At 66.0% G+C, this 24,152-nt stretch carries 23 protein-coding genes and 2 pseudogenes; 16 read left to right on the top strand and 9 right to left on the bottom strand.

All coding sequences use genetic code 11. From position 1 onward, the window contains the following. The first annotated feature begins 274 nt into the window (after positions 1-274). Both AB1460_RS25600 and AB1460_RS25595 read left to right on the top strand, forming a co-directional pair. Positions 275-2,071, top strand: coding sequence for a S8 family peptidase (locus AB1460_RS25600; protein WP_368964658.1), 1,797 nt, complete (start codon positions 275-277; stop codon positions 2,069-2,071). Positions 2,072-2,361: 290 nt separating this feature from the next. Beyond that, positions 2,362-4,929, top strand: coding sequence for a hypothetical protein (locus AB1460_RS25595; RefSeq protein WP_368964657.1), 2,568 nt, complete (start codon positions 2,362-2,364; stop codon positions 4,927-4,929). A 90-nt stretch (positions 4,930-5,019) separates the two neighbouring features. Here the strand turns inward: AB1460_RS25595 and AB1460_RS25590 are convergent. From AB1460_RS25590 to AB1460_RS25575, 4 genes and pseudogenes are all read right to left on the bottom strand, one after another. Next, positions 5,020-5,199: pseudogene (locus AB1460_RS25590) on the bottom strand (UTRA domain-containing protein); the annotation flags it as partial. A 68-nt stretch (positions 5,200-5,267) separates the two neighbouring features. After that, positions 5,268-5,588 carry a hypothetical protein gene (locus AB1460_RS25585; protein ID WP_368964656.1) on the bottom strand — a complete coding sequence of 107 codons (321 nt, stop codon included), beginning with the start codon at positions 5,586-5,588 and terminating at the stop codon, positions 5,268-5,270. Then, the gene (locus AB1460_RS25580) at positions 5,585-6,277 is read right to left on the bottom strand and encodes a RibD family protein (RefSeq protein ID WP_368964655.1); all 693 of its coding nucleotides are present in this window, start codon (positions 6,275-6,277) and stop codon (positions 5,585-5,587) included. The genes AB1460_RS25585 and AB1460_RS25580 overlap by 4 nt, the downstream gene beginning before the upstream one ends. A 184-nt stretch (positions 6,278-6,461) precedes the next feature. Continuing rightward, a pseudogene (locus AB1460_RS25575) lies at positions 6,462-6,708 on the bottom strand (IS21 family transposase); the annotation flags it as partial. Between the two features lie 126 nt (positions 6,709-6,834). On the opposite strand from AB1460_RS25575, the gene AB1460_RS25570 reads away from it, so the two are divergent. The 3 genes from AB1460_RS25570 (at position 6,835) to AB1460_RS25560 (ending at position 11,637) form a co-directional block, all read left to right on the top strand. Continuing rightward, positions 6,835-7,503 (top strand): hypothetical protein, encoded by a 669-nt coding sequence (locus AB1460_RS25570; protein WP_368964654.1) that lies wholly within the window; start codon positions 6,835-6,837, stop codon positions 7,501-7,503. 452 nt (positions 7,504-7,955) lie between these two features. Continuing rightward, complete coding sequence (locus tag AB1460_RS25565) at positions 7,956-9,527, top strand: hypothetical protein (protein WP_368964653.1); 1,572 nt, start codon at positions 7,956-7,958, stop codon at positions 9,525-9,527. A gap of 94 nt (positions 9,528-9,621) precedes the next feature. Next, on the top strand, positions 9,622-11,637 hold the full coding sequence (locus AB1460_RS25560; RefSeq protein WP_368964652.1) for a hypothetical protein: 2,016 nt from the start codon (positions 9,622-9,624) through the stop codon (positions 11,635-11,637). 111 nt (positions 11,638-11,748) lie between these two features. On the opposite strand, the gene AB1460_RS25555 is transcribed toward AB1460_RS25560, so the two are convergent. From AB1460_RS25555 to AB1460_RS25535, 5 genes are all read right to left on the bottom strand, one after another. Beyond that, positions 11,749-12,678, bottom strand: coding sequence for an alpha/beta fold hydrolase (locus AB1460_RS25555; RefSeq protein ID WP_368964651.1), 930 nt, complete (start codon positions 12,676-12,678; stop codon positions 11,749-11,751). Then, entirely contained in the window at positions 12,662-13,564 is a 903-nt protein-coding gene (locus tag AB1460_RS25550; protein WP_368964650.1) for a helix-turn-helix domain-containing protein, read from the bottom strand. Before AB1460_RS25550 ends, AB1460_RS25555 begins: the two co-directional genes overlap by 17 nt. 23 nt (positions 13,565-13,587) lie before the next feature. Then, entirely contained in the window at positions 13,588-14,118 is a 531-nt protein-coding gene (locus tag AB1460_RS25545) for a DUF6879 family protein (RefSeq protein ID WP_368964649.1), read from the bottom strand. Continuing rightward, the gene (locus AB1460_RS25540) at positions 14,115-14,363 is read right to left on the bottom strand and encodes a hypothetical protein (RefSeq protein ID WP_368964648.1); all 249 of its coding nucleotides are present in this window, start codon (positions 14,361-14,363) and stop codon (positions 14,115-14,117) included. The genes AB1460_RS25545 and AB1460_RS25540 overlap by 4 nt, the downstream gene beginning before the upstream one ends. Before the next feature lie 370 nt (positions 14,364-14,733). Beyond that, entirely contained in the window at positions 14,734-15,495 is a 762-nt protein-coding gene (locus tag AB1460_RS25535; protein WP_368964647.1) for a GntR family transcriptional regulator, read from the bottom strand. Between the two features lie 143 nt (positions 15,496-15,638). On the opposite strand from AB1460_RS25535, the gene AB1460_RS25530 reads away from it, so the two are divergent. The 11 genes from AB1460_RS25530 (at position 15,639) to AB1460_RS25480 (ending at position 24,041) form a co-directional block, all read left to right on the top strand. Further along, entirely contained in the window at positions 15,639-15,902 is a 264-nt protein-coding gene (locus AB1460_RS25530) for a hypothetical protein (RefSeq protein WP_368964646.1), read from the top strand. Between the two features lie 41 nt (positions 15,903-15,943). Next, positions 15,944-16,210, top strand: coding sequence for a helix-turn-helix domain-containing protein (locus AB1460_RS25525; protein ID WP_368964645.1), 267 nt, complete (start codon positions 15,944-15,946; stop codon positions 16,208-16,210). Beyond that, positions 16,207-16,344 (top strand): hypothetical protein, encoded by a 138-nt coding sequence (locus AB1460_RS25520; RefSeq protein WP_368964644.1) that lies wholly within the window; start codon positions 16,207-16,209, stop codon positions 16,342-16,344. The genes AB1460_RS25525 and AB1460_RS25520 overlap by 4 nt, the downstream gene beginning before the upstream one ends. Then, entirely contained in the window at positions 16,344-17,123 is a 780-nt protein-coding gene (locus AB1460_RS25515; RefSeq protein ID WP_368964643.1) for a Bro-N domain-containing protein, read from the top strand. Before AB1460_RS25520 ends, AB1460_RS25515 begins: the two co-directional genes overlap by 1 nt. After that, the gene (locus tag AB1460_RS25510) at positions 17,120-17,389 is read left to right on the top strand and encodes a hypothetical protein (RefSeq protein WP_368964642.1); all 270 of its coding nucleotides are present in this window, start codon (positions 17,120-17,122) and stop codon (positions 17,387-17,389) included. Before AB1460_RS25515 ends, AB1460_RS25510 begins: the two co-directional genes overlap by 4 nt. Next, the gene (locus tag AB1460_RS25505; RefSeq protein WP_368964641.1) at positions 17,386-17,685 is read left to right on the top strand and encodes a hypothetical protein; all 300 of its coding nucleotides are present in this window, start codon (positions 17,386-17,388) and stop codon (positions 17,683-17,685) included. The genes AB1460_RS25510 and AB1460_RS25505 overlap by 4 nt, the downstream gene beginning before the upstream one ends. Beyond that, the gene (locus AB1460_RS25500; RefSeq protein ID WP_368964640.1) at positions 17,682-17,957 is read left to right on the top strand and encodes a hypothetical protein; all 276 of its coding nucleotides are present in this window, start codon (positions 17,682-17,684) and stop codon (positions 17,955-17,957) included. The genes AB1460_RS25505 and AB1460_RS25500 overlap by 4 nt, the downstream gene beginning before the upstream one ends. A gap of 336 nt (positions 17,958-18,293) precedes the next feature. Then, the gene (locus AB1460_RS25495) at positions 18,294-19,985 is read left to right on the top strand and encodes a DEAD/DEAH box helicase (RefSeq protein WP_368964639.1); all 1,692 of its coding nucleotides are present in this window, start codon (positions 18,294-18,296) and stop codon (positions 19,983-19,985) included. Positions 19,986-20,071: 86 nt separating this feature from the next. Continuing rightward, positions 20,072-22,141: a DUF3987 domain-containing protein gene (locus tag AB1460_RS25490; protein WP_368964638.1), complete on the top strand. Its 2,070-nt coding sequence runs from the start codon at positions 20,072-20,074 to the stop codon at positions 22,139-22,141. Between the two features lie 257 nt (positions 22,142-22,398). After that, a complete protein-coding gene (locus tag AB1460_RS25485) occupies positions 22,399-23,577 on the top strand; it encodes a DUF3987 domain-containing protein (protein WP_368964637.1) in 1,179 nt (392 codons plus the stop codon). After that, entirely contained in the window at positions 23,574-24,041 is a 468-nt protein-coding gene (locus tag AB1460_RS25480; protein ID WP_368964636.1) for a hypothetical protein, read from the top strand. Before AB1460_RS25485 ends, AB1460_RS25480 begins: the two co-directional genes overlap by 4 nt. Positions 24,042-24,152: the final 111 nt, after the last annotated feature.

The raw sequence follows: 24,152 nt of genomic DNA, 5'->3' as shown, positions 1-24,152 counted from the left end.
CAAGGACAAAACGGTCCGTTCTTACGACCGCCAACCATTCGTAACGACTAGAACCTAAGGATTCTATTCTTCTCCCAACTTTTATTAGGCAGCGTGTTTGCTTGATGGCTATGCGGGTAATGGCCTTGATGGAGGGAAAGGAGTGCATTTTCCTTCACTCGCCCCTGTGGGGATAAGGGGAACCCGAGTACTACGGTTGAGTTTCCCCTGAAACTGGGACCCATGTCGATTGTAAAAAATCCGCCAATCAAGATCAATTTAATAAGGGGAATCCGTGTATCTGGAGCAAACTGACATCTACCAGGGAATGGATCCAAAGCTGCAACGCGTCCTCGATCGCCGTCAGCGCGGTCTTCGCACACTCGCAACAGGTTCCAGCAGCGCCGACGAAATCGGGGTCATTGCTCTGGTGAGCGATCGGGACGCGTGGCGGGAGCTCAGCGAGGTCCGCGAGGGAGCAGAACTGGTTCAGCTCGACGGGGGTGACTGGCTCGTCACCGGCAGGATCCCGATGAGCCGCATCGAGATCGTGCGCCGGACACCGGGGGTGAAAAGTCTCAAAGCGGCACAGCCGCTCTGGCCCGTCCTAAAGGCTACTGTTGAGGACATCAAGGCCGCACCGTCCGCACTGCCTCCAGAGCAAAGATCATCAGGTGGGGCGGGTGTGATCATCGGTATTATCGACTCGGGTGCCGACTTCGCCCACCAGAACTTTCAGAACTCGGATGGTTCAACCCGCATCGCTTCCCTATGGGATCAGAGCGGCGCATTGAGCTCGGACAGCCCATTCGGGTACGGACAGCGCTACGACTCCGGAGAAATTAACTCGGCGCTGAAGGCGACGAATCCCTATGCCGCGCTCGGCTACGGTCCCGCGCCGGATACTCTTTTCGACCACGGAGCCCATGGCACCCACGTCATGGACATCGCTTCCGGCAACGGCCGGGGATCCGGTGTACCAGGGGTTGCCCCCGAGGCCGATATCGTCTTCGTTGACCTAGCGGCTTCGGATATTGCTTGGGTTGGCGAGGAGGTGGTCGGCTCCGAGTTCGGCGACTCGATTCAGATGGTCGAAGCCCTGCGGTTCATCTTCAACGAAGCTGGCGATCAACCCTGCGTAGTCAACATCAGTCTCGGCACCAACGGCGGGCCGCACGACGGATCGAGTTGGGTAGAGATTGCCATTGACGCAATGGTGCAGGAAAAGCCCGGCCGGTCGGTCGTGATCGCAGCATCGAACTCGTTTGCTGACAACATTCATGCTGCCGGCGACGTCCGTCAGGGAGAGTCAACTGACCTGCGGTGGGTGATCCCGACCAATGCCGTGTCGCAGAGCGAACTGGAAGTATGGTATCCGGGAGAGGATCGGTTCTCAGTCGAACTGATCGCGCCGGACGGAACGAGTCTCGGCCCAATTCCCCCCGGTTCAAACCCTCGGGTGCACGGAAACGATGGCAAGGTGCTTTTCTTCGTCAGCAACCGGCTCAACGATCCGAGCAACGGGGACAACGTCATAGGAGTGTTCGTCGACGAGAAGGTTCTGGGCGGAGACTGGACGATCCGCCTGCACGGCGACCAGGTATCCGATGGAAACTTCCACGCCTGGATCGAACGCAACGACGCCTCGCAGTCCTCGTTCGTGACGCCGAAACAAAATTCGCACACGCTCGGCTCGATCTCCTGCGGCCAGCTCAGCATCGTGGTGGGTTCCTACGACGCCCACAAGCAGAGTAGGCCTATCTCCTTTTTCTCGAGCGCGGGTCCGACCCGGGATGGCCGTGAGAAGCCGGAGATCAGCGCCCCAGGCCACGCAGTGCTTGCAGCACATTCCCGCACGAAGATCGGGGTAACCCGTAAATCGGGTACCAGTATGGCCGCTCCCGCAGTCACGGGTGCCGTCGCGCTGCTACTCGCGGAGGCAACAGCGCGCGGGATCAGGCTGTCCGCGACCGATATTCGCAATATCCTCTCCCGGACGGCTCAGCACAATCCGCCGCCTGGAGGAGCGTGGGACGACCGCTACGGCACTGGTCGTTTGGATGCCGCAGCCGCCCTTGCAGAGTTTTCGTGACCCTGACCCCCAGGCGGGGCCACGTACTGCTATTTGTGGTTCCCAGAACAGGCGCTCCCGACCATCAGCGGCCGGGAGCGCTGGGCGATCGGTTTCCCACCGCTGGGGAAACCCGCCGGCTCCGGTAGGCAACGATTCCGGGAGCGATGTGCGTTAGCTGCCCTCACCCACATCGCCGACGAGGTGTGACTTCGATCTTTCCGCTGGCCCGCCGAACGGGCTGTAGCGGCACGTCCCCGGGTAGGCCGGCGTAGAAGCGAAACTTCATACTGCCAATCGGAGCCTATAAAATGTCCAGTTTCGTACCGCCGAGTGTCATCTCCTCCGTACTGAACCAGATGTTGGGGGTTTTTGATCGGCGTGCGCTCGCCAGCGTCGTTATACCAGCGGCCTTCTTCGTCACTGCCGAGACGGCGGCCATGCTTTTTCTCTTCTCGAACGGTGGCGACCTGAAGATTTGGTGGGAAGGCCTCGGTGGGGCCGGGCAGGCGTTCATTGTATTCGTGTACATATTGGGTGTTATGATTTTTTCGCTCGTCCTGCTGGCAATGCAACCGGCCCTTGAACGATTGTTCCAGGGGGCCTGGCCCCGTCCGGCGGGGTTGTTTGCTTCCTGGCTCACCACGCGGCAGCGGGAAAACCACCTCGGACTGCGGGAACTGTACGAGTCGTCGAACTGTGTCCTAAAGAGGCTAGATGAAGCGGACAGGTCGCTGCGCGACCTATCCAGAATCGCCCCAGGCGATCTGGTCAGCATCGCCCCAGGTGACCATAGCGCGGGCGATCAGGGGAAGTCAGGTAACTGGAGCGAAGTTCAGAAGGAATGCAAAAAACTCGAGAACTGGATTGACAAGTTGCAGCATACCGTCCACCGCCGATACGGATCGTACCAGCCTTCGGCCGGCGGACAGCCGTCGGAAGGGCAGGCTTCAGCCGGCGAGGCGGGAGGCGATAGGACCAGCGAACCGGAGAAAATTCGGGACCAGGGTAGCCAGCAATCCGGAGCGAGTTCCCCGGAGCGGCAGGGGTTTTTCCGTCGCTTTCGCCGGACGCTGTCCGAAGGGTTTCCATCTGATGGGATAATAGAGCAGCTTAATTTCCAGATCGGAGAAATCAGTAAGAGCATAGAAAAGCTAAGAAACGATGTCCCTGTCGCGATGGCAGGGGAGACTAGAGGTCGTGACGATGCTAGCGTCTCCGACGATCAGCGCGTGGTATCCACGTCCGGCAACGGGGAAGTCAACAACAGTGGCCGCTTCCGCTGCTATGTCGACTACTTCGCTGCACGCTTTGCGGATACCCGTAGCCGGTGGAGCATTATCACGGAGGAGTATCGAGAGGCGTACCTTTTCACCTATCCAACGCGCGACGGCAGTCTTGCGCCGACGTTGCTGGGTAATGTGTTCAGAGCAATGGACGAGTATCCGTACCGTCTGTACGGCCTGGACGCCGTGTCGGCGTGGCCACGCATGCAGCCGAGCATACCGCCGGAGTTCCTAGAGCCGCTCCGCGACGCGAAGTCGACGCTGAACCAGCTGCTCACTTTCGCAACGCTAATTTTTGCGTGCGCATTTCCGCTGGCTTTCATAGTGGCCGTCAGGGCTGAGCTGCCGGCCTGGAATCCGACGCCTGGCGGCAATATCGATTACGGCTTCGTGGCGACCCTCTTTGTGATCAGTGTGATTGTACTGATCTTCATCGCCGCACTACCCTTCGACCGTCGGAGGAAGTATCGCCTGTCCGGCCGAGTACGGACAAGTTCCGACTCTAGAGACGGCGGGAACTCGGAGCATTTGAGGAAAATCAGCTGGGGGATCCCGCGGACCAAAACGAGATCTTGTCTGGAGAGGATTTTCTACGGGGCGATCCTGATCTTGATCTCAGGGACTTCACTAGTTCTCGCGCTCGCCCTGTGGAAAGATCTAGGTGAAGACGGGGGCACCTTGCTTGTTCAGGCGGCCATCTGGCTAAGTATCGTCGGCGGGGCGACGGTGCTGAGTTACCTATTTTACTGGAATGCTGTTGTGGTGGCCGCGATTTATGGCGAGAAGGTAGGTGCGGCCTTCGATCTCTACCGCTGGAAGGTCCTGGACCAAGCGGGTCTGGCGCGACCGCAAAACCTCCGGGAGGAATGGAAGACCTGGGAAGGCCTGCGGAACCTCGTGTTCAGCGATAGGCTTGATGCCAGGATGGTGGCCTACGCTCCGCGCGCGATTTCGCCCGAAGGTGAAATCGGTACCTACCTCGTTCCCAAAGAATTTATTCCGCGCGGCGCCGAGATCAAGGCGTGCGACCTGCGCGTCGCTGGGCTCAGTAAGAGCGTTCTCCCGGAACATCCGGTGACGGAAGTGGGCCAGATCACCGAGAAGGTGGCACTTCGGTCGCTCCCTCGCGGGCAGGCCATCTCCCGGAATCTGGCCTGCCCGCGCAACATCGCCGCGAATAAGACCGAGGTCGTGGTCAAAATGAAGGCGGAGCCGTCAATCGACGGATGGCTGCTCCTTGAGGGTGATCGGGTTCTCGTTGGCGGCAGAGTGAAGAGCTCGGGGAGTGGCAGCATCGTGAAGATCAAGGGTACTGTGTGTCAGGTCAACCCGTATGATGACGAGGCCCGCCGAATGCAGTCGAACGGTCATCGTTTTGTTGGCGAAGCCGATGTCCCCGTCTCGGTGATCATAGACATAGAAGAACTCGATGAACTACTCCAGGTTGACCTCTCGGAGAGAATGGTGCTGTCTCGGCGGACCGAACAGGACGGTGATCTGGACGGGGATGTCGTCGAGGTGGAGCAGACAGTCGCTAACCCGGGCGCGCCTCCTCCGCCGACCGGCTGCGGTGGTGGTGGTTCCAGCAGATGATGTTCTGACGCCTTCGCTGAGTCTCGCCCCCACGTGAACTTCCACGGCCGCCTTCGGGTGGACCGGGTGCTGCGCGAGTCGGACGCATCGTCACGTTGCGTCGACCTCGTAGACGAGTTCGTGACAGTCCCCGCGCAGCAGGATCTGGTTGACCTCGACGGCCCCGTCCGCGGTCCGGGCGACCCTGGTCACGACCAACAGGGAGACGCCGGCCGCCAGGCCGAACCACGCTGCCTCATCGGCCGTCGACGCGCGGGTGCTGACGCGCTCGACGAACGGGCTGACGAGGTAGTGGCTTCACCTCCTCCGGGCGGGCGTATACGCCGCCGTGGCCGGTGTCAGGCTGCTCGATGGCGGTGCCGCGGACAAGGTCGGCAGGGAAACGACGTGGCGAGTCGCATCGGGAAGCCCCCCCCGTACATTCGACGACGACGACGAACCAGGACCTGGGTCCCCTCGTCGAGACCCAGGTCCAGCGCCAGCGTCGCGTCGGCCTCGTCCGGGCCGACCTCCACCTCGACCCGAGGCTCCAGTCCGAGCGCGGCCATGTCGGCGGAGAAGGTGCCTCCGGTGCGCTGGCGCTCACCGCGGGACAGCCGGTTGCGGGCGAGGTAGGTCACCGGGCGCGGGAGGGGCGATCCCGCCCCGGACGTGTTCACGCTGCCGATCGTCCTTCCGTGAGGTACCGCAGGAGCACGACGTCCCCGATCGGCCTTGCCTCGGCCAGAGTCATGCGGTGGTCAGCGTTCCACGGGAACTGCCCCTCACCGACGAACCGAGGTGCATCGGCGTCGCCGACGAAGAACGGCGCCACCACCAGGTGCAGCTCGTCAACCAGGCCGGCGATCAGGAACTGGGTGTGCATGCTGGTGCCGCCCTCGACCATCAGCCGACCGACGCCGCGCCGGGCCAGGTCGGCCAGCACGGCGGGCAGCGTGAGGTCGGGGCCGGCGTCGATCACGGTGGCCGCGTCGCCCACGACCTTTGCCGCCGCCACCGCAGAGGTCGGGCAGTACACCAGCCGCACGGTGTCGCCCGCGGTCGCGGTGAAGAAGCCCGCCTCCGGATCGAGCCGGCCGCTGCGCGTCAGGGTCACCTTCGCCGGGCTCGGCGAGAGGCCCGCGGTGACCCGGGCGTCCCGGCGCGCCTGGGAGCGCACCAACAGGCGTGGATTGTCCCGCCGAATCGTCTCGGCCCCGACGAGGATCGCGTCGCATTCGGCACGCACCTCGTCCACCCGGTCGAAGTCGGCGTCGTTCGAGAGGAGCAGCCGTGCGGTCGAGGCATCGTCGATCCGCCCGTCCAACGACATCGCGCAGCTCAGTAGGACGTAGGGACGCGTGGTCACGCGGCGTTGCCGGGACACGCCAGTGGCCTGTACATCAGGGGTCACACCACCATGATCTCCCAACACTGCTGGCGCACCGCTGCTCGAAGGCGGAGAGATGGTAGGCCATTGAAAGTGCCATCCACGGCAGGTATCCGGTGGGCGCAGCGGTCAACGCACCCCGTGTCAATGGTCTCCGAAAACGGACCCCGTGCGGGTCCGGCCGGATCAGCGTCAGACGCCGCTTGAGTGGCGACAGCGAGTACGGCCAGCCGATCCGCGCCGCGATCACGGAGCCGGCATCCGGGGCCACTCGGTCAGCAACGCCCGAACTGCGCCTCGAACGGATCAACACTACCGACCCCTTCGGCGCCCGGATCTACCTCGGCGTGCGCCTCCGACGCCAACGCGCGGCGCACCGTGTTCCGTGCGATCCCCAACCGCCGGGCGATCTCCTTGGCAGGCCACCAACAAGATTCAGGAGTGCCAGTTGTCGCTGTATCATCACAATTCGTGCATGCCGGCGGCGAGTCGACCGCCGAGTCGTGCCATGGGGAGACCGCATGTAGTGATGGGGGGTGCTTGCGATCAGTCCTTCACCAACCTCTGGGCAGACCGCGGTGCGCATGCTATTCATCCTGGATCGCCTCGGAGAGGAGTGCGAGGCCGCAGAGGGCGTGCCTTTGGACGCAGTGCGGCTGATCCAGGCAGAACGCAAATTGCAGAAGCTCGACTTTTTGATCCGTAATCCGGACTACCTGGCAAATGTGATCATCTCCGGGTGGGAAGAGGGGCGTTTACCCCCTGAGCGTTTGCTGGACGCGCAGGCGGTACTTGAGGAGCGTGAGCCGGAGCTGCACACCTACCGCATGCTGCGTGGTCCGCACGGGGCATTTGAGACCTTGAGGAACGCTCTGAGCGTGCTGCGCCACCTAGAGCTGATCGTTATCCAGCGAGCCGGCCGCACCTCCGATGAGTTCGTCCGGCGCCGAGACTACTACCTCCTTAGAGCGGGCGCCACCGAGGCGCAGCGTCTTCGGGACACGGAACCGATTCTGGCCTGGTACGACCAACAGGCAAACTACGTCGCCATCGCAGCGCAGGGGATGTCCGGAGCAGAGCTGAAAGCACTGCAGTACGGCCACGATGAGTACGCCAATACCCCTGAGGGCTACCTGATCGGGGGCATCGCAGAGCGGGTACGAAAGCGTCTGCAGGCCGCGCTTGAACGAGAGGGCCTTGGGTGACTGCCACCGGTAACAAGTCCGCCAACACAGCTGGCCCAGTCGAGGAATGGCTACAGGAGGTAGCCGCCGTATCGGGTCGGCCGGTGGAGGCGACCCGTATTGTGCTAGCTGAGCACGGAGTGCGAGCACACACGGCGTTGCCTCGCCCACATCGCCTCCGGGTGATGGAGGTGGAGTTCAGAGGAGTGCGACCCGCGCCAGACGAGGACGAGCAGGCGACAGGCGAATCATTCCGGTTCCATTGGAAGCTCGGATCGGGAGTCTGGTGCCTGGCATCGTCTGGAAAAAATGAGGCCGGAAAGTCAAGCGTTCTGGAGGTAATCCTTTGGTGCTTGCGGGGGCGTAGCGGCCTACAACGTGACGTACAGAGCTGGCTACAGCAAGCGCGGACTGATTTTCTCTTGGACGACGAGCCGCTACGAGTGGAGATGAGCATACGCACTGGAATCCCAGTGGGCACCGTCGTCTCCATCAAGACCGGCGCGGTTTTGGTGGATTTTGCGGGGCTGAAATCCTTCGAGGAATCGATGGATTCCTTCATGCTGGAACGGCTTGGACTAGAACCACTGCGGACACAGCAGAAGGCGCCAGGAAGTAGCGGAGCACTACCAATCGTCGGAGAATTGTCCTGGCCATCCTATTCCAGTGGGTTGCATATCAATAGATCTGGACTGGGGCACCTGCTTGGAAATGACTCAAGGAACGCGCTACCTACACGGTTGCTAGAGATCTTCCTCGGAGCGCCGTGGGCGTCGACGATGGTCGCTGCTTCCGTTGCTCAGAAGGTTGTAGCTGCCCGACTATCCGCTGCCCGGCAGCGAGCCGCTGCCGATGCCCTAGCGCGTCAGACGCTTCTGAGTGAGCTGACAGATCGACTGGATGCGGAACGTGCGCGCTTGAAAGAGCTGCCCGAACAAGCGCATGTCGCTGGAGACCTAACCGGCGCCTATCGCACGCTGGCCGTGGCCGTGGCCAATGCTGGCAACGCCCAACAGGAGCTCAGGGCTGCTCGGTCCGCGTACGACGAGCTGGAGGAACAGCGGCAGAGCCTGGCTTCGGAAGTCCATGCGGCACAGGAGGCGGCGCTGGCCAAAGCCTTCTTTCATACCTTGATGCCAACAGTGTGTCCACGGTGCGATGCAAAGGTCACTCAGGATCGCTGGGCTCGAGAGCGGGAGGGTAATTGCTCGCTATGCACCTCGGAACTGACTGATCTGGCGGGCAGCATTGAGGTCGAGGATGGCGAAGAAGAAACCGAAGGCCGCGAGACTATACGAAAAGAGCTAGCGATTGTCCAGCGGGCCGCAGAGGAAGCCGCAGCAGTACTCGCCGCAGCTCAGCAGCAGGCGGTAACGGCTGCGGATTCTCTCGCTGAAGCTGAGACGGCACACGCACATGTATTGAATAGTGCCGAAGGTGTCCGCCGTCGAGAGTTGGAGATTTCCGTGGCACGCCTCGAAGGTGCGGTCGCTGAACGTAGGGGTCTTTTTGCGGATCTGGATGCCAGTGTTGACATCGCCCCTCTTGAGCAGGCTGCCGCAATACTTAAGGCAGCAGAAAAAGCTGCGCACTCTCGCCGCACGGCGGCGCTGCAGGATGTGCTACAGGCCGTCGAGAAAGACATCGTGGCCATGGGCCGCTCTCTCGGTCTAGAGATGCTCCAGCAAGTCAAGCTTGGTACTGGAGCCACCCTAAAGGTCTGGAAAGGTGGTCAGCAGCACACCTACGGAAGCTTGACCGAGGGTGAGCAACTCCGGCTCAAGATCGTTACTACGACCGCGCTTCTGCGGCACGGGATCGACAGCGGCGTGGGTCGACACCCCGGGCTGCTTATTATTGACTCCCCAGGAGCTGAGGAAGTCGACAGCGGCGACCTGCAGAGGATGGTGCAGGACCTGGTAGCCCTCACCCAGATGGCGCCGGAGCTCCAGGTCGTCATCGCCACGGCCCGAGGCCAAGACGTCGCATCAATCATCCCTGAAGGGCAGCTGCGTCTCGCCCCTGCAGGAGAGCGCCTCTGGTGACTTGGACGATCACACCGACGGGCACTTGCGCCATCCACGACGAAGCGTAGATCCTATCATCAACGATCCACGCGGAGCCGAGAGGAGGTAGCTGGTGCCCGTCAGTACCGGCGACCCCCTGCAGCCGCTTGTGGATGCTCGCCGTGCCGGGCGACCTCTGCCCTCGCTGACCGACTTGGGCGGCGCGGCGATGCTGGCAGAGGCGCACTCAGCCTTGCTGGACCATAACGAGCTGCCAACCCTTATTCGTCTGGTATGCGATGAAACAGCCGTGTTGGAGGGCGAAGTCGGACGGGATTTTCTTCTTGCCGCAGCGGAGGCACCCAGACATCCTTTGATTCTCGAGGAGGTGGTGGCATCCTTTCTGTCGCACAGTGATGCGATCCGCGTCCTGAGTGAGGACCTTGTGGACGTGTGGCTGGACATCAGCCGCAGCAAATTAAATCTGCTCGGCGGAATAGCACTGGAGGGCAGTGCTCGCCTCGTGCTTGCCGAAGCAGCCAGCCCTTATGGCCTGCTGGATCGGCTTCGCCGGATGCGCAAGGAACTGACTCGCGCGGATGATGACTTCGCTTGCCGTGCTGTCCGAGTCGCCGGTGCTGTCGCAGAACACTTTCCCGCTCCCGAAGTCCCCGCCCTACTAGAAGATTTGTTGAGCCGCGACGACGTTGCAGACGACGCTGTTTTCGAGCTGGGCATGCTCGCCCTACGCGGCGCCCTCACCGCCGACACTTTCGACCATGCCCGCGCCATGTTACTGCAAAGCCGGCAAAATCTAAGCGACGCTTACTGCGACGAAGAACGTCCCGATGCCGCTGCATTCGGAGCCGCAATAGATGCAGTTCTGGTTTACGGCGCAGGAGGCACTGTAAGCGAAGACACTGTGCATCGACTTCAAGAAGCCGTTCTGGAAATCCGGCTAAATCTACTCGGCCTTCCACCCGGCTGGCGCACCCCTCGCCTGAATACCCTGAGTGCTTGGCAAAGTCTGCTGGACAGCCTTAGGCGTGCGCAAACCGCCGACCATCCCGGATCATGGTTGCACGCCGCCTCCGTGATAGGAGATCTCGTAGACGTCTATACGACTCATCGCAGCTTGGATCTCCTCGCTCCCAGCGACGGATTCCTTAATACAGGAACTGCGAATTCGGAGGCCGCCACGGGCCTACACGCTATCCTTGCCCCGCGTATCGAACAAACCCTGCTGTCTCGGGAGGGTGGGCTCGCCCTTCTAGACAGGTGGCTTGAGGAACTTGGCGCTGCATCAGACGATGACGATCCGACGACGCCGCTTGTTCGCGAGCAAGCTATAGCGTTACGTGACGTCTTGGCAGTCAAGGAGCGAGATACCCGCCCAAAATTTGACCGCCCGGTCGTCACGCTCGCCGGGCTGCCACTTACGGCCGACGAGACCGACCATCTATCTAAGATGCCAGATCTTGCTGAGCGCCTGGGAGTTATGTGGGAGGCACGTCGGGCTGAGATTCCCGTCGACGAGATCCCTGCTGTCGCCGCCGTTTACCGTGGAACCCTCGCCGAGCTTCGAAGGCATTGCCCGGACGGCTACACCGGCCAGTTCGCCGCCGACATCGATCGGATGACGCTCTACTTGCTGCGATTTTTGGATCTAAGACTATCCGAGACCCAGAAATTTGGTGGCGATGATCGCAAGTATTTGCAACAGTTGAAGAAGGAAGATGCTAAGCCGTTAGAGAGGGAGCTAGGTAAAGATCTACGTGACTTTCTTCGCGGTCAGGGTCTTAGAGTAGAGCTCGAAGTCAGCAATATAGGCGCGGGTCGGGTTGACCTTGCGTGGCGACCCCACGACCAGCTGATTACACTGGAATTGAAGCGAGACTGGAAGGATCCATCCTGGGACGCCTACACTGAGAGGTTCCTGCCTCAGGCCATTTCTTATCAAACCAATGGGCCCGCGGTGAACTTTCTCGTGGTGCTCGACCTCACGGACAAGCCTGATGGTTTGGCTGCAATATTCTCTTGCATCACGGTTCGCACCGTTCCAGGACCTGCCGGCGACCCGCGTTCACGGACAGTCATCATGATTCGTATTCAAGGAAACAAGCGTGACCCTAGCGCGTTGAAGGCGTAAGGTGGTTTTTAGATTGTTCTGATGTGGCTGCTCGACGTGAAAATCTTGCTGCACGTCGACACGAAGTTTGCTATCGGCCGTCAACAGCTTGCGAATACCCTTGCGAGCAGTTCAGTCGGTTCGGCAATCGACAGCAGCAGTCACGGGTGTCCTCCCCGTGATTGCAAACCGCGGCAGCTTGCCGATCGGCGCCCCTGTAGGCCTCGCTGATCGCCTTGGGCGCCCCTCACCGGGGCGGCGCAAGGCGGCCGCCAACCTGTTCCAAGGTCTGCTGGTCGAGCCGAACATCCGCCCCTCGCGGACCGCACGCACGACCCCGCCGATCACAAAAGCGACCAGCGTTGGGGCGTCCTCATGCACACAATGCCCAGCATGGTCTGCGCTCACATGCAGTGCGCGTGGGCGCGCCGTCCAGTCGCGCTGGTAGCCCTGCCACAGCTCATCCGCCTCCGCCAGGGTGCACGGGGCGATGACTGCCGCGTCCGCCGTCCGCTGCCAGGAGTCGACCGCCGCGCTTACGACAACCGCGGGCATGGTCGGAGGGGTTGGATACTCGTCTCGCTCGTCCCGGCAGCTTCCGAAGCAGAACCGAATCCCACCGTCGTTGGCGTCGGCGCAGATCGGGACAGGCTTCCCGATCTCAAAATTGGCGCGGGGATCCGTCGGGTCGTTCAAGACCACACCCGCGACGTCGCCGGGCCGTCGTGCGAGGTGCGCCTCGACGATCAGGCCTCCGATCGAGTGGCCAACCAGCACTCGAGGCGCAGGCACTCCGGCGCGGGCCAGGAGCACATGCAGCTGCTCCGCGGCCCAACTCGCTGGCCGGGGAACAGCTGCGAGCGTTGCAGGGAGGGGATCGCTGCCGCCCAGAGCCGGCCGTCCGTAGGCGATGAACATGGCCTGCGATCGCAGCGCTGCCCGCACGCCTGACCACTCGCCTGCGTCGCCGGTGAGACCGGAGACGCAGACCACCGGGGGTGAGTCGGCGCCAGACACGCTGATCGCCAACCGGTAGCCGCCGACGTCAACCAGTTCCGCCATCGGCGCACTCCGTCCTCTCGGCGTCCAGGTCCGTCGTTATGCGGTCGAGGAGGGCGCGGGCCTGGTCACGGTAAAGAGCGCCGGCCCGCAGTCGGCCGACTTCCTGCTGGTAGAGGACGACGCTGCTCGGTTCGCTGATGGTCACCTCGTCGGTGATCAGCTCGACGAGCACGACGGTGTCGGCGTCATCCGCCCGATCGCCGTAGATCTGGAAACCCTCCGGGTAGATGGCACGGGCTTGGCCGCGGAGCGGCAAGATGCCGACCTGCACGTTCGGCAGGGCCATCACCGCGCGGACCTGGCGCAGCTGCTCGAGCTGGAGATCGATCGAACCCGGGCGCCACCACAGGGCTGCCTCGGTCATGAGCAGCTCGAACGTCTTGGACTGGTCCAGCAGGATGCTCTGGCGCCGGAGCCGGACCGCGACGCTGCCAGCGATGCTCCCGGCATCGACCCCGGCCATCTCGAACACCAGGCGCGCATAGTCGCGGATCTGGAGGAGCCCGGGGACGACTGCATGGTCATAGACCGTGATCGTCGCGGCACTGGCCTCCAGCTCGCCCGTCTCCACCTGGGTCAGGTCGACCCCGTGCTGCACCCGCGACTGCCACGTGGTGATCTGGCTTGCCCCTGCGTTCAGGAGCGTTGTCAGCTCCTCGCGGGCGGCGGCTGGGGCGGCGGTGGTACGGAACCAGATATCAATCTCACGCCGCTTGATGAGGCGGTCCCCGGACTCGATGCGGGACACGGTCGCAGGGCTGACGCCCAGGTCCCCGGCGAGATCCTCATTGCGAAGACCGGCCAGCTCGCGCAAGGTCCGAAGCCGGCCGCCGATGTGCTGGCGCAGGGTGGTGCCGGTTCTGGCGGGGGCCCGGCCGGCCATCATCGCTGCATCACCCTGCTACCAGCTCACGCCTGCCGCGCGGCGTACTCGGCGAGAGGCACAGACCATGCCAGCGCGAGGTCACGCTCGCCGCGGCACTGTTCGACCACCTGGTGATCAGCTGTGGTGTCAAACGAGAGCAGGCGACCTTCCGCGTCGTAGCGCAGCAACATCACGAAAGGACGCGGGGTTTCAGCATCAAAGATCCAGAAGTCCCGCCTCAGCCCACCGACCGCGGGATCGGCCTCCCGGTCGGCGATCCGAACATCCTCGCCAGCAGCGACGTTGCCCTCATAGCCGAGGAGTTCCAGGCGCAGGTAGTCGGACAGGGGCCGACTGACGACGTGGACGCGCTGCCACCGCTTCCCGGCCACTGTCGTGGCGGCCACCCGCTTCAGCCACGGGTCGGTCCGGGGCGAGTACTCGGGCAGCGGTTGGCCTGCGAGGTAAAGCGCGAGCTCGGCGTCCTCCTCCTCGCTCCCGTACCGATCCAGGGTCTCCAGGCGGAAGGCAGTCGAGGTGAACCGGTCGAAGACGGCGTCGAACTCATCGCTCATCGGCGGGCCCTGATCTCATCCGCCGCTCGGAGGATCAGCGACTCCTGCACCGCCAGGATGTCCTCGCCCGCGTCGAAGCGGATCTGCGCCACCGTGTCGGCATCATCCACCCGGTAGCCCTGCACGAGCACCATGCCCTCCGAGATCGTCTCGCCGGTGGCCAGGGTGAGGTCCCCTTCGACGTCGTGGACTGCCGGGCACCCACCGCGTCGAGACTCGCGAACGATCTCCGTGATCTTGGGCATGTCGTCGCCTCCATCATCGAAAGGTTCCGAAGCTTTCAGCATCGTTCGTCTCCTTCCGAGAAGTCAAGATCATGTGGAGCGATCGATCAGTGCTTGACATGGGTTGCGGTAGGTTTCACTCTCTTCCTGAAAGAAACTGAAAGTTGATGTCCATCGTACTCGAGCAAGCAAGGACTCGGACTCCTGGTCAGGCATCCCAGGTGCGGACGGTCCGACCACCACGGGGCGGCGCCGCGCAGGAAGACCCCAGTCGGACCTCGACCGATACAGAAGGGCGGAGCTCGTGAAGCAGCCCCTCCGCCTACGCCGTAGATCAGTTCGCGGCGGGCCCGCGGCGGAAGCTACGAGCATCGCGCCGGCCAGGGCGCCTTCAGGTGACAGCCAGGCGGTATGCCACCACGGTGCGATGCCCCGCCATCACGATGTTCGCCGTCTCTACTGCCTGGTCCCCGACGTAGTAGGTCCGCTGCTGCTGCATGACGGAAACCCCCGGGGGAAGCTCCAGCGCCTGCACCTCGTCCGCTGTCGGCGGCCTGGCGGTCAGTTCCTCGACGACGGAGTCGATGTGCAGGTCAATCAGATCGAACCGGGCCACGACGCCTACGGCAGCACCCTCCTCGGGAAGCTCAATCGAGGTGCCTTCGGTGAGTGCCAGTGGCTCCCAAGACGTCGCGGTCTGGATCGGCGTGCCGTCGTACCGGTAGAGGTATCGCGTCGCCATCACGGCGCTACCGACCTCTATGTCCAGCCGCGCAGCCACGGCCTCGTCCGCCGTCTCCCGGACGGAGACGTGGTCCCAGGATGCGCGACCACTAGTCGCAGCCACGGAACGGGCGAAGGGGGATGTCGACTCGCCGGAGGCCGGCCGGGCGCGACGGTGGAACTCGGTGCTGACCCTCCGGACCGAGGGCCGCTCCTGGACGTACGTCCCGGCCTGCCCGCGGGCGACCACGATCCCCTCCGCTTGGAGCTGGTCCATGGCGCGTCGCATCGTCTCGGAGGCAACGCCGAATCGGGCCTGCAGGGCTCGCTGCGGCTGCAGTCGGTCACCGGGCTGGTAAGTCCCGGACTCGATCTCCTCACGCAGGATCGCCGCGATCCGCTGGTAGGTGGGGGGATCGGTTGGCGACATGTCCTAGAGCGTATCCGCGATCGCTGCTCACCCGAGTCGCGTTTCCTATGCCCTAGGACATAGACATGTCCTAGGGCATGAGCTACCGTTGATCGCAGACCGAATTGCCGGACAACCCGACCACCGCCGAGAGGAACCCGCCCATGGACCAGACCGCCGCCGCACAGTCCACCGAGCTATACGAGAGCCTCCAAGCGGCCGCCCTGACGGCCGCCCGCTCCGTCGATGACACGGACGACCGCGCCCGCACGCTGGGACTGGTCGCCTCGCAGACTCGCCCCTTCGACACCGCGCTGCCGCTGTGGACCGAGGCAGCCGAGACCGCCCGGAAGATCGAGGACCCGGCCACGCGGGTGGACCGGATGACGTCCCTGGTCTCCGGCCTGCGCTACTCCGCCGCGAAGTAGTTCCGGAGCGTCGAGACCCCAGAACGACAAGAGCCCGGCCGGTGCTGGAACACCGGCCGGGCGAACGGAAACCCCACCGCTACCGTGAAGAAGAGGAAGGCATTTCCATGGCCGATGCTGCCACAGCCGACGTGATCCTGCTGCCCGCCGGTATCGCCTCCGCCATGACGGGCCGCTCCGAACGCACCCTCGCCCGGATGGCCAAGAACGGCAAGCTGCGCATTACCCGTACCGACGGGGGGCACCGCCGCTACCGGCTCGACGAGATCAGCGCCCTCGCAAGTCACGCCGAAGAGGAAGCAGCATGAGGGCGATCTTTGCCCGTGTCGCGCAGCGCCTTGCCGACGTACTCGTCTGCATGATCTGCGGAGGCGTTGGCCACACCGAGAAGGAGTGCGGCCACCAGTGGGACTTCCACCGCGGCGACGGCGGTGTCGTGTGATGACCGCGAGCCCTGCTGTCGCCACCTTTAGCTTCGAGGGTGCCGCGATCCGGACCCTCGTGGTCGACGATGAGCCGTGGTGGGTCGCGACCGACGTCGCCGGAGTGCTCGACCTCGGCAACCCACGGACGTCGCTCGCTCTCCTCGACGATGACGAGAGGGGTGTCCACAGTGTGGACACCCCTGGTGGGCTCCAGCAGATGGTGACGCTCAACGAACCGGGCCTTTACTCTCTGATCCTCCGAAGCCGCAAGCCCGAGGCGAAGGCGTTCAAGCGCTGGGTCACGCACGAGGTCCTCCCGACCCTGCGTCAGACCGGCCGGTACGAGGTGCCGGGCGCCGCGCCGGAGCTCGACACGGCCGAGGCGACGGAGGAGCTGAAGCTGCTGGAGCTGGCCCGCTCGCTGGGCGGCCTCACCCCTGCGGAGACGCGCCATCTCAGCCGGCAGGTCATGGCCAAGGCCGGCAAGGTCGCCGAACCGCCGGAGCCGGAGACGCCGGAGCAGGCCACCCTGCTGTGGATCCACCGGCGCTACACCCCCGGCCAGGAACTCTCGCTCGCGGAGATGTTCCGCGGACTGGACGGCCGGGCGTGGGTGCGCCGCATCGCCGACCTGGAGCCGGTGGTGATCCAGCTCGTGGCCGCCGGACACCTGCGCGCCATTCCGCGCCCGACCGAGCGTCGCCGTGGACGCCCGCCGTCGCCGCGGTTCGAGGTCCTCACCAGGTCAGACCGTCCGATCCTCACCGTGGTGAGCGGCCGGGGAATGGCGTCGTGAACCCGCTCGCCGCGCCCGTGCTCGGGGAGGTCGCCCTGGACGCGATGTCCCGCGTCGCGACGAGAACGCCCCACGTCGCCGGGAAGCCCTACTACGCCGACCCCGACTGGCTGGCCGACGAGACCGCCCTGCGCCGCGACGCCGAGATGGGGGACCCGGCGCTCTACCACCAGACGCCCGAGGCCCTGGCCGAGGTCGTCGCGCTCGACACCGAAGTCCACCGCGCCGGCCGGACCGGCGACCTGGCCCTCCTGGAGGCGTCGTGACCAGCCCCACCGCCCGTACCGGCTTCGACGACCCGTTCGACGGCGAGGACGCGCAGGCCGTCCTGCGGGCCGCGGAGGAGGCCGTGAGGCCGCTCTCCGAGCGGATGATCCCGGCCCGGCTCCTGGAGGAGCTGTGCGACGACCTCACCGCGATGATCCAGGAGGAGCGGGACGCGCAGCGCGACCCCGACGCCGACGACACTGACCGTGACCGGGCCGGGATGGCGGCGTTCGCGCTGACCGACGCCCGCGAGCTGGTCAACCGGGCGCTCGGCAAGGCGTACGGCCTGTCATGAGCGCCCGCGCCCTCCCCACCGCCGGGGCCCCGTGGATCACCAGCGGCCCGTTCCTGGCCGGGCCCGGCCCCGCCCGGGGTGCGCGGGCCCGGTACGACCTCGGCGACGGGGACAGCCTCGACGTCGAGGTCCTCGGCATCGCGGGCGAGGGCGAGACCGACCTGACCGGGGTCGCGGCCCCGGGCCCCGACGACCTGGGCGAGGCTCACTACTGGCTGCGCGGGGAGGGCTTCGGCCGCTTCCTCGGCGCCGAATCCGAGATCGACTACTGAGTCCCGGCGCGGGCACTGCTCGCGCCGGGACTCCCCCTCAAGGCCACCCAAACCGTTTCTGACCAGCCCCGACGCACGCCCACACACCTCTCCACCTCTCGCGCCACACCGTGGCACACGGCCCCGGTGATGTTGTTAGGCAAGAGATGTCGGCAGATGGTGGACCGACACGCGAAAGCCCCTGGCCGCAGACCAGGGGCTCCGCTGGACCGCTCGCGCTGCTGGGGCAACGAGAGGCACCGAGATGACGACCATGCTACCGGCGCAGGAGCCGGAGGGGCTCGACGCCGCCCGGCAGCGCCGCGAGCCACGCGACGAAGTGCGGCGGAGCGCGCCGTGAGTGCCCACCTGGCCCTGCGCCCGTACCAGCGGGAGGCCATCGAGGCGGTCCACCGGGATTGGAAGAAGGACCTCCTTCGGCCGGCAATCGTCATTCCCACCGGAGGCGGCAAAACTGTTGTTGTTGCTCACCTCATTGCCGAGATATGCGCGCTCGGCGGCCGGGTGCTCTTTCTCGCACACCGCGAGGAATTGATTGACCAGGGCGCCGACAAGATCCGCACAATAGCCGCCGGGCTGCGCGTCGGAATCGAGATGGCAAACCGCAGGGCGTCCCTCGCCGATGACGTCGTGGTCGCCTCCGTGCCCACGCTGGCCTCCGTTCGGCGGCGTGAGAAGTTCCCGCGCGACCACTTCACCGTGGTGATCGTCGACGAATGCCACCACGCACTCAGTCAGACCTACGTCACCGTGATGGAGTACTTCGGCTGCTACGACTCAACGCGCGCCCTCGGCGTGACCGCCACGCTGGCCCGCGGCGATGGGGAGGGTCTCGGCAAGGCCTGGCAGACGGTCGCCTTCGAGAACACCGTCCTGGAGATGATCTGCGAGGGGTACCTGGTCAACCCCACCGGCCGGCGCGTGCAGGTGGACATCGACTTCTCTCAGGTCCGCACCAAGGGCGGCGACTACGTGGCCTCCGACCTGGGCGAGGCGCTCACGGAGGCCGGGTTCGAGGAGCAGATCGTCGAGGCGTACCAGCGCCACGGCGGCGGGCGGCCGGGGCTGGTGTTCACCCCCACCGTGGCCACCGCGAAGTCCGTGGCCGAGGCGCTGTGCGCGGCCGGGGTGAAGGCGCAGGCGGTCTGGGGCGAGATGGACCGGGACGCGCGCGCCAAGGCCATCGAGGGCCTGCGCACCGGCGAGCTGGACATCCTCACCAACTGCACCGTGCTGACCGAGGGCACGGATATCCCGCGCGCCGAGGTCGCCATCATGGCGCGGCCGACAAAGTCCGGTGTCCTTTACCGGCAAATGGTCGGCCGTGTACTGCGTACATTCCCTGGGAAGCGGGGTGCGCTCATTCTCGATATTGTCGGGAGCACCACGGACCATCGGCTATGCAATCTCCTTGACCTGGCAGACGGCGAGGTCAAGGAGAAGGCCAAGAAGAAGCCCGAGGCCGAGCAGGAGGAACTGTTCGACGGCGAGGACCTCGTCGGCGCGGTCGAGCGCATCAACAAGGCGAAGGTGAAGGTTGCCGCGACCGACGTCAACCTGTTCGCCTCGTCGTCCAATGCCGTGTGGCTCCAGACCGCGGGCCAGGTCTGGTTCATCCCGGCCGGTGACGGCCAGGTGTTCGTGCGCGAGTGGAGCGTGAAGCCGGGCACCTGGGTGATCGGGCGGATGCCGCGCGAGGGCGACCCCGAGCCGCTCGGCCGCGCGCCCGACCTGTCCCTCGCGATGGCGCTGGGTGAGGAGCACGCCGCCCGCATCGACCGCGCCGCGGGGGAGAAGTTCTCCCGCTTCCGCAAGAAGGCGGCCTGGCGCCGCCGCGAGCAGCCCACGTCCGGCCAGCTGACCACCGCCGAGCAGTGGCGCATCCACGTGCCCCCCGGGGCGACATCAGGGGAGGTGAGCGACCTGATCTCCATCTCGGTAGCGACCAGGCGCATCGACGGACACTTCGGCGTGGCGGCGGTCGCGCCGGACCGCGCGCCGCGGGTGGCCGTCGGGGCGGCGCGGTGAGGGCGGCGCGCTCGGGCGACGAGGGTGGCGTTGGCGGAAGCAGCAGGCCTGGACACCCGCGCGGTGGCGACGGCCGCGGGGGAACCGTGCACCTGCACCCCGCCGCGGCTACGCCGGGCACCGAGTGGAACGGGCCCGACATCGGCCCCGGCCTGTTGCGCGCGGAGCAGGAGTGCCTCGGGCTGGCGATGCGCGACCCCGAGGCGCTGAACGTCGTCCTCGGCACGCTGGAGGCCAGCGACTACGCCCGGCCGGCGCACCAGATCATCCACACCGCGCTCATGGAGCTGCACCCGGAGCGGCCCACCGACCAGGCCGCGGTGGTCGGCTACCTGGCCCAGCAGGTCGTCCCGATGGGCGCCGGCGAGCCGGCGTCGCTGCTGAGCCGGGTCGGCGGGCACATGTACATCCACGACCTGGTGTGGAAGACCAGTGCCACACCAGCGCAGGCCGGCTACTACGTCCACCAGGTCTCCGACGCCTCGACGCGCCGCAGCATCGCCGAGCGCGCCGTGTCCCTGTACCGACTGGCCAGCACTCCGGGCGTTGACCTGGACGAACTCCAGCGCGAGATCGACCGGGCGCACGAGCGGCTGCGCTGGCGCCCCGGCGGGGGATGGGGAGAGCCGCGCCCGCTGACCCGGCAACTGCCGCCGCTGCCCGTGGAGATCCTGCCCGGGGTGATGCGCCGCCTGGTGCGCGCCGTGGCCGCCACCACCGAGTCCCCGCCCGACCTGGCCGCCTTCGCCGCGCTGGCCACCCTGGCCGCGTCCACCCGCGGCGCCTGGCAGGTGCAGGTGGGGGGCGGCTGGACGGAGCAGACGTGCCTGTACGTGGCAGCACTCTCGGACTCCGGCACCCGCAAGACCGCCGTGGTCGGCCTGGCCACGGCCCCGCTGCGCGCCCTGGAGCGAGACATGGCGGCTGAGAACGGGGGCCGGTCCCGGCGGGAGATCCTGACCAAGCGGTACGCCGCAGCAGTGGACGAGGCCGCCCGCGCGCTGGACGAGGAAGAACGCACCAGGGCGGAGGACGAGGCCGAGGACCTGGCCGCGGAGCTGCACAGCCTGGAGTTCCAGGTCCTGGCCGACGACGTCACCCCGGAGGCGCTGGCGTCGCGCATGGAGCGCCAGGGCGGCCCCCTGGCCACCATCGTCGACGAGGGCGGCCTGCTGGGCACAGTGGCCGGGCGGTACAGCGCCAACGTGCCCAACGTGGACCTGATCCTCAAGGCCTACAACGGCTCGTACACCCGCGTGGACCGGGCCAGTAAGCCGTCCGTGATCATTCCGCGCCCCATCCTGACCATCGGCCTGATCGTGCAGCCGGATGTGATCAACGAGGCCGCGAAGGTCCGCGCGTTCACCCAGCGTGGGCTGCTCGCGCGGTTCCTGTTCGCGCTGCCCCCGTCCACCGTGGGCACCCGGGCCGGCGGTGCCCCGCCGATGGACCCGGAGGTGGAGGCGGAGTGGGCCGCCGTGGTCGGCAAGATCTTCGCCGCCGGCCTGGAGATCACCGGCCGCGGTGAGGTGGGGACCATCCGCCTGGACCACGCCGCGGCCACCGCGTTCGAGGCGTGGCGCAACCTGGGCGGCCACGAGAGCCGGATGCACCCGGAGCTGGGCGACCTCGCGGACATCCAGTCCTGGGCGTCCAAGCTGCCCGGAGCGCTGGTGCGCCTGGCGGCGCTGTTCGCGCTCGCGGAGCGTCCCGGGGACGACCGCCCGCTGATCACCGGCGTGGAGATGCAGGCCGCGCTCGACCTCGCCCCGTACCTGGTGGAGCACGCCCGGGAGGTGCTGATCGGCACCTACGCGGAGCGCGCCGAGCGGCTGGAGGCGGTGCTCGGGTTTATTCGGCGGTTTCTTCGAGAGGGGGGTTCCGCCGGTAAGGGCAGAAGTGACTCGGGGAATCGGACATCTAGGGACACTTCTGAGCTTAGCGACATCTTCACCGTGAAAGAGGCGTACCGGGCTCTAGACGGGCGAAGCTGGGTAACTCGGACATCGGACGTCGAGGAGATCGTCGAGCATCTCGCCGATCTTGGTTACGTCCGGCCACTGCCGCCCGAGCCGCCCCGCCGCGGGCGTCCGCCGTCCCCGCGCTACCAGGCACATCCACGCCTGGTGACCGCTGCGATGCGCGAAACCGGCTGACCAGCGGCTTTTCTTATCGGCACTTTTTACACCCCGATCCCGGGGTCTCCAGAGGGAGTACGTGGTTTTGAGAGCTACCAAGATCAATGATCTTGAAAGTCCTGTTTATATAGGAGCCGCGACCATAGGGCTAAAAAGGCTCTCTAGAGCGGCGCAGGTCAGAGGACCGCCGACTTTCGGTCTTTGGATTTTTTGATCATGAAAACCAAACCGTTGAAGTCGCCGGCACCCAGAGGTCACCCGAGAGGACCCGAGACATGACCCCCACCGCCGCCCCGCTGTACCCGACCGCCCCGCTGCCCGGACCCGCCGGCCGCGTCGCCGCCGCCCTGGCCGCCACCCACCAGCTCCCCACCCACCTGACCGCGCTCGCCGCCCTGGGCACGCTGTCCGCGGCCACCCGCGGGCGCTGGCGCGTCCAGGCCGCCCCCGGCTGGACCGAGCCGCTGGCGCTGTACGCGCTCGGGCTCGCCGGACCCGGCACCCGCAAGAGCGCCGTCGTGCGGGCCCTGAGCGCCCCGCTGCTGGCCCGGGATCGGGAGCTGGAGCGCGAGACCCTGGCCGCCCGCGTCGCGGCGGCCACCGGCCGCGAGATCGCCACCCGCCGCCGGGACGCCGTCCTGACCGCCGCCACCCACGGCACCGACGCCGAGCGCGCCGAGGCCGTCCGGGAGGCCGCCGCCCTCCAGCAGCGCATCGACGCCATCGGCGAGCCGCGAGCGGTGAGCCTGTGGTTCCACGACGTCACCCCCGCAGCGCTGCCCGCGCTGCTGGCCCGCTACGGCGCCAGCGCCCACCTCGGCGACGGCTACCTGCTGCACGCCCTCGCCGATACCGACGACACCGCCGGGCTCACCGCGCTGACGAAGGGCTACGACGGCGCCCGGCTGCGAGTCGACCGCATCGGACGGCCCAGCGTGGACGTCGCCGAGCCGTTCCTGGCGGCCGTGATGCTCGGTCAGCCCCATGTCCTCGACGCCGCGCGGCGCGACCCGGCGCTGCGCCCCCTGCTGGCCCGGTTCCTGTTCGCTGTCGCCGAGCCCGCCGTGGGCACCCGCAGCGTGGATGCCCCGGACGTGCCGGACGAGGTGACCGCCGAGTGGGACCGGACGGTGCGGGCGCTGCTCGACACCGCCCTCGCTGCCGAGACCGTGACCACGCTGGAGCTGACGCCGGAGGCCGCTGAGGCGTTCGCCGAGTTCCGGGCCGCATGGGAGCCGAGGCTGCACGCGGCCACCGGCGACCTCGCCGACATCCAGGCGTGGGTGATCAAGCACCCGGGACGGGTGGCGCGCATCGCCGCGCTGCTGGCCCTGGCCGACGACCCGGAGACCACCGCGGTGGGCGTGGAGTACGTGTGGGCCGCCGTGAACCTGGCGGAGACGCACGTGGCCGGCGCCCGTGCCGCGCTCGCTGGAGCGGAGGTGGCGGCGTGAAGCACCCGGGCAAGGTCGGGCTGGACTTCGAGCGGACCCAGGGCCGGGTGCTGCGCGACCAGTACGGCTACCAGGTGCGGCGGTCCTCGGCCTCGGCCGGGCCCTACGACCATGACGCCTCGAAGCCGCTGCCGCCCGAGCTGCGCGCCCTGTGGGGCCGGCGCACCCAGCGACTGCTGGTGCAGGTGAAGTACACGGGCCGCCCGCCGTCGGGCATCCCCTACCTGCCGCCGGGCGAGTGGAACGAGCTGTACGACCTCGCGGTGGAGTGGGGGGCGCTGGCAGTACTGGTCGCCCGGCCCGGGTTCCGCAAGGCCCCGCTGTGGTGGCGGATCATCAAGCGCAAGGGTGAGGGCGTGGCATCCATCGCCAAGCTGTGCGTGCCCTTCGACCCGGCCGAGTTCGTGGCGCTGCCGGGGGAGGTGCCGTTGCCCGCGGAGACGCCACTGGGGCGGGCCGTGTAGTCGATGTGAAGCCTCTGAGACGGCCGTAGCGCGTAGTTGATGTGCTGGGGTAGGCGGCCCTAGCGGGACGCGGGTTGCGTCGCTCTGTGGGCTCTCGGGTTTTTTTAAACA

Source organism: Parafrankia sp. FMc2, assembly GCF_041008525.1.
Lineage (GTDB): Bacteria > Actinomycetota > Actinomycetes > Frankiales > Frankiaceae > Parafrankia.
This window is presented reverse-complemented; position numbering and strand designations above follow the sequence as displayed.